The following is an 11,836-nucleotide window of genomic DNA, read 5'->3' as shown; positions in this document are numbered from 1 at the left end:
TCAAGCGAGACGCGACATCGGAGACCCCGGCGCGACTTTTGTTCATGGCCCGTTATCGGATCGTCGCCACAACCACCGCTTAACCTCACATTAACCAATTAATAACTTAATAAGGAAGGTTCTTTCCGCGCAAAGCATGGGCGATGTTTTGAAGGTGGGCTTCCGTGTCAGGACAATTCCGGTATTTGCTGCGCAGGCCATCCGATCTCGGTCCCTCTGCCATCGTATGGGGCATCGGACTGATCATCGCGGCGCTTCTTTTTGTCTTCGTACGCGCACACTATCAGACGATTGAGCGTCAGCGCTTCCAGCGGGACGCCGTCTATTACGGCACTCTCGTCACCGAGACCGTCGGACGGCACGTCAATTCACTGAAATTTCTGAGAGCCTTCGTCGCCGCGCGCGACGTGACGCGCTGGGAATTCTCCACCTTCGCCAGCCAGACGCTTCCAAACAACCATGGCTTCAAGGCCGTTCTTTGGGTGCCTGTGGTTCCGGGGCCGGATCGCAGAACTTATGAGGCGAACCTCCAACGCGACGGTCTCTACGGCTTGCGTATACGGGACATGGACGCGAATGGCGGCTTCTCGGTCGCCCGGACGAAGGATGCCTATTTCCCGGTGACCTATGTAGATCCCCTGGAAGGCAATCAGGATCTGATCGGCCTCGATCTTGCGACGGACCCCGACTACCGGGATCTGCTTCAGCAGGCAGGACGAAGAAACGACATCGCCGTATCGCCGCTCACGCACAAGGATGTCGAGGGCAGGAAGGCATCATTGCTGCTGGTTGCCTTTCCGCTGGGCGCCCCCGAGCGGCGCACAGCCGGAGACGTCGCCGCGCCGAGAACGAAGGGATTTGCGGTCGGTATTCTCGATATCGACGAACTCATCCGCACGATCCTCCCGAAAGGCGCACCCATCGAGATGGTCGTCGGGCAAGCCGGGACCGGATCGACGCCACCCGGAACCGACGCAACGTCTTCTGCCAACGGCTGGTTCGCGCATTCGACATTTTCGCAATCGCAGATATTCGACATCGCGGATCGGCGCTTCATCCTATCCGTGCGGTCGTCGGCCGGAAGCGAGGCCGCCGGCGGTCTGCTGATTGCGTTGGGAACGGCGCTTGGCGCGCTTCTCCTGACCGGGCTTCTGGCGCAACACCTCCATAATGCGACGATGTACAATCAGGCGGTCGAGCGCGCAGTTGTCGCCCGGACGGCCGAATTGAACGCAGCAAATGCAGCGCTGCGCGACGAGATCGAAATGCGTCGGGAGGCGGAAGCCTCTCTCCGTCGCGCAAAGGAAAAGACCGAAGTCGCCAATCGGGCGCAATCGGAATTTCTCGCCGCCATGAGCCACAAGTTGCGCGCGCCACTCAATGCCATTGTCGGCTTGTCGGGGGATATGGTGCAAGAGGTCGAAGCCGGCAACGGCGCGGCCCGCATCCGCGGCTATGTCGAGAACGTCAATTCGAGCGGCTTGACGCTTCTCCAACTCGTCAACGAGCTTCTCGATCTTTCGCAGCTCGAGTCGCGGCAGGGACCCCTCGACGACACGCCCGTCTGCGTCGCCGACGTCATCAGGACGGCTTTCGGCCGGGTAAAGGCACAAGCCCGGTCCGCCGGGGTGTCGCTGACGACGCATTGCCCGGATGACGGTATTTTTATTCGCGCCGACGAGCGCCTGCTGACCAAGGCACTGACCAATCTCCTATCGAATGCCGTTCAGTTCACGCCGGCAGGCGGCGAAGCCGAACTCTTCGCACGAGAAAACAGGGACGGCACGGTCAGCCTCGTCGTGAGAGATACAGGCATCGGCATTCCGGCAGACAAGCTCGAGCAGGTACTTGAACCTTTCGTGCGCCTCCCCTCGGTCTCGCCGCATGAGCATGAAGGTGCCGGCCTCGGCCTGTCCTTCGTCAACCGCGTTGCGCAAATCTCCGGCTTCGCATTGTCCATCGAGAGCGAAAAAGGTGCCGGAACGCGCGTGACATTGACCTGCCCGGAAGAGCGCGTCATCGGCAGGACGCAGGCGGCTTGATGGACAGGCTCTTCGCCAATGTCGCCGCGCCACTGAAAAGCGCACTTATTCTATTGGCGTTCTCCGTCATCCTGTCGTCATGCACACACTCAAATGGCGAAAAGACCGCTGAACCTGAACCCCAAGGGAATGCCGACGCACAGGTCCCGTCGAGCGCCGAGATCGGCAAGGCACAGAGAATGCTCAACGCGCTCGGCTATGATGCAGGTCCGGCCGATGGCGTCCTCGGGCCGAAGACGGGCGCTGCCATTCGATCCTTCCAGAAGGATCAACACATCGCCGGGGACGGAAAGCTCGCGCCGAATATGGTCAATCGACTGACCGCCGTTTATGCCAAACTTCCGGTAACCGCCTCGCCGAAATATGAAGTTGGCGAAACCATCGTCTATAGCGACGGTTCGGCGGAAAAGGTGCTGGGGATAACCGACGATGAAATTCGTGTGCAGACCGGCGGTGGCGAGCGCCGCAAGCCCGCGAACTTTCTTCTGTTCGCGGAGGCGGACGCCACATCGGACGCTCCTGCCGATTTCCTGCAACCGCTGAGAGCAGGTCGCAAGGGAGACTACAAAATCTATCGTCGCACCGGGGACCAGGACCATGTTTCCGTCGTTTCCTGCGTCGTCGGCGATCAGCGCTCCAGAACTGTTCCCGCGGGGAAGTTCTCCGTCGTCGATGTCGCTTGCAACGAGACCGGTGACGCCGGACCCAAAGTGGAGCGGGAATGGTCATACGCCCCTGCCATTCGGCAGGTCATACGCGAAGTCGTCAGGATCGAAGGTGCGAAAGCCGCCATTCGCGAACTCGTCGCCGTCCAGCCCGACACGGAAGCATGGCCAACGGCTGCACGCACAGGATTCGATTGGGCAATCGTCAACGCGCTCGAAGGTGACGCGCAATCGACACCGGTCATGTGGTCGAGCACCGGCGCGGCCGAGCGATTTTCGATCCGTGTGGATTACACGGCCGTACCACCTTCCGCATTGCCCCCGGCGGGACTCTCCGCAAAGCGATGCCTGCGTTACAAATTATTGCGCACGGACCCGACCGACGAAGGCCGGATATTTCCGGGTCTCGCATGCCGGCTCGGCACCGGCGACTGGATAATTCCCGCCCGTGCGCCACGCGTCTTCGCAAACCCGCCGAAAGGGCTGCAGGATTCCCACGCCCAGTGAGATCGGGGCTCCTGGCTCTCCATATTGCGGAACCATCTCTGCTTTCCCGCCCAAGATATCCGTCCGCTCCATGCTCGTAGCGGAACAAGGAAGTATGAGGTGCGTTCAAATTCTGTTCCCGCACGGCGAACGAGCGGAACGCCTTGACGCGCTTCGTTACACGCATCGCGAATTTATTGGCCTGATCGGTTCTTATGAAAAATATGGTTTTCGTGGACATAGGCGATGCCAATGACGTGCACACCTGGTCCGGGACTCCTTTCCATATGGCGGAAGCACTGACGGCACATTTCTCCGTCGAGATTCTGGCGCCCCTTCGCCAACCGCATGCATGGCACCATATGCCTCGCCGCCTGTGGGCGAAGCTAAGGCGTAGAAATTTTCTGGCGGATCGTACGCCGCCGATGCTGGACTCGTTCGCGGAGCAAATCCAGACGGCTTGCCGGAATCGCGATGTGGCTTCCGTCTTCTCGTCCAGTTCGATTCCGGTTTCCGCGCTGACCGCGACGCCGCCCGCCGCTTTCTGGACGGATGCCTGTTTCAACGCGATGGTCGATTACTACGACTATTTCAGACGCGCGGATGCGACGAGCATGGCCCTTGCCTGCCGGCAGGAGAGATCCGCGCTCGAACATTGCTCGGCGGCGATCTATGCGTCGGAATGGGCCGCCGCCGCCGCGCGGCGCCTCCACCCGCCCGCGGCGTCGAAAATTCATGTCGTCCCATTCGGAGCAAATCTCGACCCTCGATACGATCGCGAGAAAGTCCACGCACTGATCGACGCCCGTCCCGCCGACAAATGCTCTCTGCTGTTCGTCGGCGTCGATTGGATACGAAAAGGCGGCCCCATTGCCCTGGAGACGGCGCGGCTCCTCAATGCCTCTGGCCTCGAGACGACGCTGACCATCGTCGGTTGCGACCCTTTCGGTGCCAAACCTCCGCCGGCCTTCGTCGATGTCAGGAAATTCCTGAGCCTTAAACGATCCTCCGATCGTCAGACTCTCTGCGACCTGTTCAGCACCAGCGACTTTCTCATCGTGCCGAGCAGAGCCGAGGCGTTCGGCATCGTCTTCTGCGAGGCGGCCGCCTTCGGCGTGCCCGCGGTGGCGACGGCGACGGGCGGCATCCCGACAATCGTCACGGACTCCATAAACGGACTTCTGCTCGCCCCTTCGGCCAACGCAGGCGATTATGCGGTCGCCATCCGCAAGGTCTTCAACGACCGCGGGAGATACATGGACATGGCCCGCGCCGCTTACGAAAATTATGCGGCGCGCCTGAACTGGCGCATCGCCGCCGCCGCCGTGAGCCGGATCATCGACAAGTAGCCGTGCAGGACAACACGCATTGGGCGCTGATGCGGTTTGCGCTCAGCGCGCCTTTTTGCTTTGAGGACGGCCGGGCGGGCAATAAATGGAGACCAGCGTCTCGATCACGCGCTGTGCTTCGGGACTCGCGAGCCGATAATAGATGGTCTGCGACTCGCGGCGGGTCGCGACCAGCCCCTGGTCCCGGAGGACGGCAAGGTGCTGGGAGAGCGCCGACTGGCTGATGCCGACGACGTCCTGAATTTCACCGACCGACATTTCACGATCCGCAATCTGGCACATGATGAGCAGCCGTCGCTCGTTCGCGAGCGCGCCGAGAAGCTTCGATGCCTCTGAAGCGCTCGCTTCGAGATCCTTCACGTCGGCAACGACGACCATGGGGACGAACTCCGCTATCGCCTGACGGCGAGCATGTCTATCCCGCAATATATTAGATGCTATTCATATAATTCAAGCCGTCACCATGTCTGGACCCGACTCATTTTCCCACGACGCCCAACGCGTTTCCGAGGCCGATCACGACTGTCGAAAGCACCAGGATAGCGATGCCGCTCCACAAATAGACCTTTGCCCGCAAGCCCGCGCCCTTCCACTCATGAAGAATGAGCCCCCAGAAACTCGCGAAGATGATGATGCTCGCCATATGCAGCGTCCAGCTCGAGAAGCCGTATGGCCCCATCTGCGTTTCGCCCATCGTGTAGAAAAAGAACTGCAGGTACCAGGTCACACCGGCCAGAGCGCAGAAGAAGTAGTTGCGCAACAACGGCACCGCTGGCGTCGCGGCACCCGTTCTGCGGCCGATGAACTCTCCGGCGCTGCGGTTCTTGACGATGAGCGCCAGCGACCAGATGAAATTCGTCGTGAAACCGCCGAGGAGCACGACCACCAGCACGGGCAATCCCTGCCAGAGAGGTTCCGTGCCACGCGACAGGGTCAGGGTGCGTATCGGATCGCCGGCGGCCAGGCCATAGGCGAAACAGCTGCTCATCACGCCTGAAAAGACCGCCACCAGAAAGCCTTTGCGAAAATCGAACTCCGCAATCGTCTGCTGCCTGGTCTCCGGATCGCCCTCCTGCTCTTTCCGGTAGCCGGCAAAGCCGACGACCGCAATACCGACGAGGCAGACGGCGACGCCGAGCAGAATGACCCGGCCATGCAAACTCGGCACGAGCGTCGTGAAAAGATCCCCGGTGACGATCGGCGGAATCAACGTACCGAAAGCCGCGCACAGGCCGAGCGCCACCGCCATGCCGAGCGAAATGCCGAGATAGCGCATGGTGAGGCCGAAGGTCAGGCCGCCGACGCCCCACATGGCGCCGAAGAAATAGCAAAGCGCCAGCGTGCGCATCGGTGTCTCGCTCAATACGAAGAGAATGTCCTCGGTGCGAAACCATGCGAAAAGCCAGGGCGCGACGATCCAGCTGAAAATGCCGCCGGTGAGCCAATAAACCTCCCACGACCACGACCGCACGCCACGATAGGGAACATAGAAGCTCGCCGACGCGAGCCCGCCGGTCCAGTGGAAGAGCACACCCAGAAATGGATTGGCGATCATGCCCGATCTCCCGTTACAGAGACTACGGACATGCTTTTCATGCGCGGCACAATGCCCCGCCTCGAATTCCGATCGGTCACCTTACCTCCCCCAGAAATAAAGCCGCTCCCTCAAGCGGCGACGGTCACCAACTCCACGCCTGCGTCCCCGAGCATCCGGCGAGCCGCCGCAGGAATGTCGTCGTTTGTGATGACCGTGCTGATGCGCGACAGGGAACAAACGGAAAGCCCCGCCCGCGCCGTGAATTTCGACGCGTCCGCCAGCACGATGATCTTGTCCGCCCGGTCGATGAGCCGGCGTTCCGCCTGCACGAGCAGCGGATCGGTCTGCATCAAACCTCCCGCCGTAATCGCCTGCGCACCCATGAGTATCTTGGCAGCGGAAAAATTATCCAGAAGGCCGTCTTCATAGGGGCTCAGAAGAATATTCTGTTCACGGAATACTTCACCGCCAGGAATCAGGAGCTTCACGCGCGACTTCAGCAGCAGCGCCTGGATGATCGGCAGCGAGGTCGTCAGGATCTGATAGGGTTCGTTCGGCAGCATGTCGGCGAGCATCTTCGTCGTCGAACCGCCGTCGATGATGATGGCCTCGTTCGGATCGCAATAGGCGACCGCTGCCTTGCCGATGGCGCGCTTCTGCCTGACGTTGCGGATTTCCGCCTCGCTATACGGCTCCTGACCGATGAGTTGCGACGGCGCCGGAACAGGGCCGCTGGAGGACTCGCTCACGGGCATGGCGCCGCCGCGCACACGCCGCAATCGCCCGATCTCGTCGAGCATCTTGATGTCGCGGCGAATCGTGGCCGACGAAACGTTGAGCCGGTCGGCCAACAATTCAATCGGCGTGACGCGCTCGGCAGCGAGCGACGTCAGAATGGCTCGCCATCTATCCTCGGTGTGCATCTCGTCTCTTTCCGTTTCTCGAATCCCGGCACCGCGAAACATTCGATAATTCTAATGCAGTTCGCATCCCGTCGCCCGGATTTCGATATGCACCTGGCACCCTACTCCTTGGCTCCAATCCGCTCTTCGACGCTGACGGGCTCGATCAGCCCGGCCGGGACAAGAGCCTCGGCTTGGTCCTTGAACTGGCGGTACTGCGCCTCGCCGGCAAGCGCCTTGCCGATGAAGACGTTGCGCAGAGGCGGGCGATAGGAAATCGAGAGCGTGTTCTCCCCTTCCCGTATAAAGGATGTGACGTCGAGAAGCGCCGGCGCGATGGCTGGCCTGCCCGCATCGGTCCCGTTGACGCGCACCGACACTGCGCCCGGAACGAAACCCAGGTCCAGAACATAGCGTGCGTCGGCGTCGAGCCGGTCGATCGTCACCTGCGTCGTATAAAGCCCCTCCGCCGCATGAACGAAAGCCTGGTCGCTACGCCAGTCGAAGAGACCGCTTGCCTTACGTTCCGTGTCCCCCGCCTTGACCGTCCAACTCGTCAAATTCCAGCTTCGCGCCGTCGACAGAGCCGCAACTGGTTGTGAAGCCCCCGCCGGCATCGCGACGCCTTCGACCAGCACCCGCGAACCATAGGCCGGCAGCGCGAGATCCAACGATCCATCGCCATTACGCTTCGCCGGCCAGACGGCACCGCTCGCGGGATCGAACCACCAGGCAAGCATCTCGTTGCCGCCCGTCAGCGCGACCTCGGCCGCCTTGCCGGATTGATTGGCGAAGAAGTGGACCGTCTCGCCCGATGCGGTAACGCGCGCGATCCGGCGTATCTCGCTCGTCCCGCGATAGGCGAGAGCCGCAGGCAGAACCGCCGCAATGGTGGACGCCACATCTTCCGGCTTCGAGAGAAGATGCCCTCCCGCCGAGAGGGCGGCAGCAAGATCCCGAACCTCGGCATCGCCAGCGTCGGCGTTCAGATAACCCGGCTGTCGCACCGGCGTCTTCCCGAGAAAGAAGACGGGCATCGGCTTGTCCGCATGCGCAAGACGCTCCACCGCTTCGAGCGTAGCCGGCTCCGCTTCCTCGACATCGGCGAACAGAAGCGCTCCATACTCGGCACCGGATTTCATCCTCCCACCCGGTAGGACGTTTCCCTCGCGCAGCGCGTCGCCATTGACCCAGCCCCAGCCGATGCCGCGCCGGTCGAGATCGGCGATCACCGGCGCGATCTTGCGAAGCCAGGCCATCCGCCTGTCCTCACTGGACTGCGGCATGAACTTGCCGATCGTCGAAGGAGCGGCCGGCGTCTTCGGCGCCGGATCGGAGATCGGCAACGCGCCTTTCAGCAGAGCCTCGTCGCTGTCGCCGGGCTTGTCGCCAAAGCTGTTCGGAAACCCAAGATACGGATAGTAGATCAGCACATCGAGCTTCGGCTGCCCCTGGCGCATCAGATTCTGCACGCGCGCCATATAGCTATTGAGCGTCGGCAGATCGGACCAGATCGGATTGGCCGGTGAATAATTGTCGGAAAAATGTGCCGGATTTCCGGGACCGGAGAACGGATACCAGCCCTCGGCCCCGAAAGGCCCATCCTTTTCGCCGCGATGCCAGCTATAGGGAATGCCGTGATAGATGACATGGTTGATGCCCGCGAGAAAGAGCTTGTCGGCGGCGGCCTTGAGCTTCACCGCCGAACTCGTGTAGTCGCGATCGATCCAGACGAAGGATTCCGAGCTCACCAGCGTCCGCCCGTAAAGCGCGGCCGCCGACGGTGCGAATTTCAAAAAGAGATTGCTGCCGCCGCCGAAGAGCTGTTCGGTCTCCGGAATTTCATTGGCGCCGAGCCCTCGCAGAATATCGACATCCATGCCGTAGCTCTGACCGCGCGAGACGAGCCCGCGCGCCCGCGCCCAGTCGCGCGACGTCTCGACGAAGCGCTCGACAATGAGGTCCGACAGCGTCAGATCGTAATCGTGCCGCACGCGCGCATCCTCGTCCGAAAGAACGAAGCTCGGACTTGCATGGATATTCGCAACCTCGGTGACGAAATAATTGTCCTTGCCGTCGACGAACAGCGCCGGCAAATGCGGTTCTAGGTCATAGCCGCGCCGTGCCTTGAACTCGCGCAAGATGTCCGTCGCGGTCAGCCGGTTCGCCTTGAATTCAAGGCTATCGTTGAAGAAGCCGCGCAGGGCATTGCCGTAGAAGGGCGCGAGGCCCGTGCGGGCGCCATAAGCGTAGTTGTAATGAGCGATCACCTTTTCGGCGCGCATCGGATCGAGCACATAGCCGCCTGGATCGCGCGCGATCAACGTCGGCGCTTCGCCTTCCGGCATGACGTAGGACGCGACGAGGAACCAGTCCCCCTCCGGGGCATCCCAGACAAGCTTGTCGCCCTTCACCTCGGCGTCGAGAACATGCACCGACGACGCATCGAGCGTGACGTTGTCGTCGACGACGAGCGGATTGGAAGAGAGCTTGCCGCCGAGGCGCTTCGCCGCCATGACGCTGACGAGCTTCTCCTTGCCGCGCGCGAAATTGCCGATGTCGAAGCCGAATCCCATCTCGCCGAGCGCGAGCAGATAGTCGTTGAGCCCCGGCTCTGGATGCGGCAGGTCGAGTTCGACGCGACGACCGCCGGAAAAGCGTGCTGTCGCATAAACCAGATTGTTGAGCCCATCCTCGAGCGCGACTTCCGGCCCGCCCGCCGGCCAACCGCTGAAATGGGTGAGATCGACCTGCATCCCGAGCGCGTCGGCATCGCGAAGCGTCTGATGAAGAATGTCGTAATAGCGCGGCGTGTCGAATTCGTTGACGCGACGGACGGCCTCCGGGTCCTTTGCCGTGGTGACACCCGCCGAGAAAGGCTGGATTTCGACGCCGCCAAAATTTGCCGCCGCAAGTTCGACGAGTTCGCGCTTCAGCTCCGCATTGTCGACATCGGCGCCCGGCCACCACCAACGGGCCCAGGGGCGCGCCGATTGCGGCGGGTTCGCGATGCTTGACCATGAAAAAGCGACCTGCTCCTTCGTGACGGGCGTTCGCGCCGGCGGCGCCTCATGCGCATAGCTGTCGAGCGGGCGCGCATTTGCAACCGGAGGCGGCGGCACCATGTAACCGGCGAGCTTGCCCTTGAACCAGAACGCGCCACCCACGCCGAGAAGGAGAAGAAGGCCCAAAATGACGGCAAGCGCCACAAGAGACCGGCGAAGCCATTTCGATCGGATCATGCTTGTCGTGCTCATCTAGAGAACCGATTGGCGGACCGCGGGGCCTGCCGCCGAAACGGGCCGTTCGTCCGCCTTGCGCGCGCGATAGCCGCTGTCGCGATAGACGGCGATGGGATCGGCCGCACCGCCCTTGTCGATCCTCGCCTTGGCGAGAAGAGGCGACACGTCCGTTTCATAGGCCGCCATCAGAAGCCGCCGCGCGGCGATCACGTCATTCGCATCCTGGGCCTGCGTCAGCGCCGTCCTGTCGATCAGCAACGCCTTGGCATAGGCGCGGGCCACCTGCTCGCCGCTGATGAGCAGGCTTTCGATCGGGTCGGTGATGTTGTGCGACTGGTCGAGCATGTAGGCGGGTTGAAACGCCTCGCCCAATCTCGCGCCGGCATCCACCAGTTCGTTGAAGATCAGGAAGAGCTGGAACGGATTGATCGATCCCGCGTCGAGATCGTCGTCGCCATATTTCGAGTCGTTGAAATGAAAACCGCCGAGCTTTCCGCTCCAGGCGAGCCGCGCGACGATCTGCTCGATATTGACGTTCGGCGCATGATGTCCGAGATCGACGAGACATTTCGCCCGCTCGCCGAGCGCCGTCGCGGCGAGATAGCTCGATCCCCAGTCGGAAATGACAGTCGCGTAGAAGGCGGGCTCGAAAAACTTGTGCTCGATATAGAGCAACCAGTCCGCCGGCAGGCCCTTGTAGATATCCTTCATCGAGTCGAGATAGCGCTCGAAGGCGCGCGAGAGGTTCTGCTGCCCCGGAAAATTCGCGCCGTCGCCGATCCAGACCGTGATCGCGCGCGAGCCGAGCGCGACGCCCGCCTCGATGCACTGCAGATTGTGCTCAATCGCCTGCCGGCGCACGGCCGCATCCGTGCTCGTGAGGCTGCCGAATTTGTAGCTGTGCGCCTGGTCGGGCTGGTCCTGAAAAGTGTTCGAATTGACCGCATCGAAGGCGAGACCGAGCCGCTCGCCATAAAGGCGGAGCTTGCGATAATCGGAAACCTCATCCCAGGGAAGATGCAACGACACGGATTTCGAGAGCCGTCCCAGATCCCATATCGTGCGGCAATCGTCGAGCTTCTCGTAGACGTCGCGCGGCTCGCCCCGCCCGGGAAACCGCCCGAAGCGCGTGCCGCCCGTGCCGAGACCCCAGCTCGGAACGGCGATGTTGAGCGAAGCGAGCCGGGACTCGACCGCAGCGACGTCGACATCCCTTTCGGCGAGCTGGTCGCAGAGACGCGCATAGCCTGCATCGAGGGCTTTCGACTGCGCCCTGTTGTGACCGGCGATCACCGCCTCGTCGATGGAAAATCCGAGCATCGAACCGTCCTCCCCAGGCCGGGTAAATAGATTGCGCTTCCAGCGCGGGCCAGATTGCGGTCTCAGCGCGGAAATGCCGCCGCGCTGCCGCCATCGACATTCAGAATATTGCCGGTCGATTTCGCCGACCGGTCGCTGCTGAAGAAGAGAATGGCCTCAGCCACATCTTCGGGCAGGATCTGCTGCTTGAGCAAGCTCCGGCTCTTGTAGAAATCCGGCAGCGCCTCCACCGAAACGCCGTAGGCACTGGCCCGCTGCTCGGCCCATTCGCCCTGCCATATGGTCGAATTCGA

General features: G+C 61.8%; 9 protein-coding genes. 3 read left to right on the top strand and 6 right to left on the bottom strand.

Annotated elements, in window-relative coordinates:
- Positions 1–185 precede the first annotated feature (185 nt).
- The 3 genes from VMR03_RS11065 to VMR03_RS11055 all read left to right on the top strand — a co-directional run bounded on the left by VMR03_RS11065 (position 186) and on the right by VMR03_RS11055 (position 4,542).
- The gene (locus tag VMR03_RS11065; RefSeq protein ID WP_325405158.1) at positions 186–2,042 is read left to right on the top strand and encodes a CHASE domain-containing protein; all 1,857 of its coding nucleotides are present in this window, start codon (positions 186–188) and stop codon (positions 2,040–2,042) included.
- Positions 2,042–3,214: a peptidoglycan-binding domain-containing protein gene (locus VMR03_RS11060; protein WP_325405156.1), complete on the top strand. Its 1,173-nt coding sequence runs from the start codon at positions 2,042–2,044 to the stop codon at positions 3,212–3,214. Before VMR03_RS11065 ends, VMR03_RS11060 begins: the two co-directional genes overlap by 1 nt.
- Before the next feature lie 455 nt (positions 3,215–3,669).
- The gene (locus VMR03_RS11055; RefSeq protein WP_325405154.1) at positions 3,670–4,542 is read left to right on the top strand and encodes a glycosyltransferase family 4 protein; all 873 of its coding nucleotides are present in this window, start codon (positions 3,670–3,672) and stop codon (positions 4,540–4,542) included.
- Between the two features lie 42 nt (positions 4,543–4,584).
- Here the strand turns inward: VMR03_RS11055 and VMR03_RS11050 are convergent, their stop codons facing one another.
- The 6 genes from VMR03_RS11050 to VMR03_RS11025 all read right to left on the bottom strand — a co-directional run.
- Positions 4,585–4,920, bottom strand: a complete 336-nt coding sequence (locus VMR03_RS11050; protein ID WP_325405152.1) for a metalloregulator ArsR/SmtB family transcription factor — start codon at positions 4,918–4,920, stop codon at positions 4,585–4,587.
- A gap of 100 nt (positions 4,921–5,020) precedes the next feature.
- A complete protein-coding gene (gene rhaT / locus VMR03_RS11045) occupies positions 5,021–6,097 on the bottom strand; it encodes an L-rhamnose/proton symporter RhaT (protein WP_325405150.1) in 1,077 nt (358 codons plus the stop codon).
- A 110-nt stretch (positions 6,098–6,207) separates the two neighbouring features.
- The gene (locus VMR03_RS11040; protein WP_325405148.1) at positions 6,208–7,002 is read right to left on the bottom strand and encodes a DeoR/GlpR family DNA-binding transcription regulator; all 795 of its coding nucleotides are present in this window, start codon (positions 7,000–7,002) and stop codon (positions 6,208–6,210) included.
- Between the two features lie 101 nt (positions 7,003–7,103).
- Complete coding sequence (locus VMR03_RS11035; protein WP_325405145.1) at positions 7,104–10,238, bottom strand: glycosyl hydrolase; 3,135 nt, start codon at positions 10,236–10,238, stop codon at positions 7,104–7,106.
- On the bottom strand, positions 10,239–11,543 hold the full coding sequence (locus VMR03_RS11030) for a sugar isomerase (protein WP_325405143.1): 1,305 nt from the start codon (positions 11,541–11,543) through the stop codon (positions 10,239–10,241).
- 62 nt (positions 11,544–11,605) lie between these two features.
- Positions 11,606–11,836, bottom strand: a 231-nt coding sequence (locus VMR03_RS11025; RefSeq protein ID WP_325405141.1) for an SDR family oxidoreductase, incomplete at its 5' end; no start/stop codon positions are given.

The organism is Parvibaculum sp. (assembly GCF_035511255.1).
Classification (GTDB): domain Bacteria; phylum Pseudomonadota; class Alphaproteobacteria; order Parvibaculales; family Parvibaculaceae; genus Parvibaculum.
The sequence above is the reverse complement of the archived record's forward strand: the minus strand, read 5'-3'. Positions and strand labels throughout refer to the sequence as shown.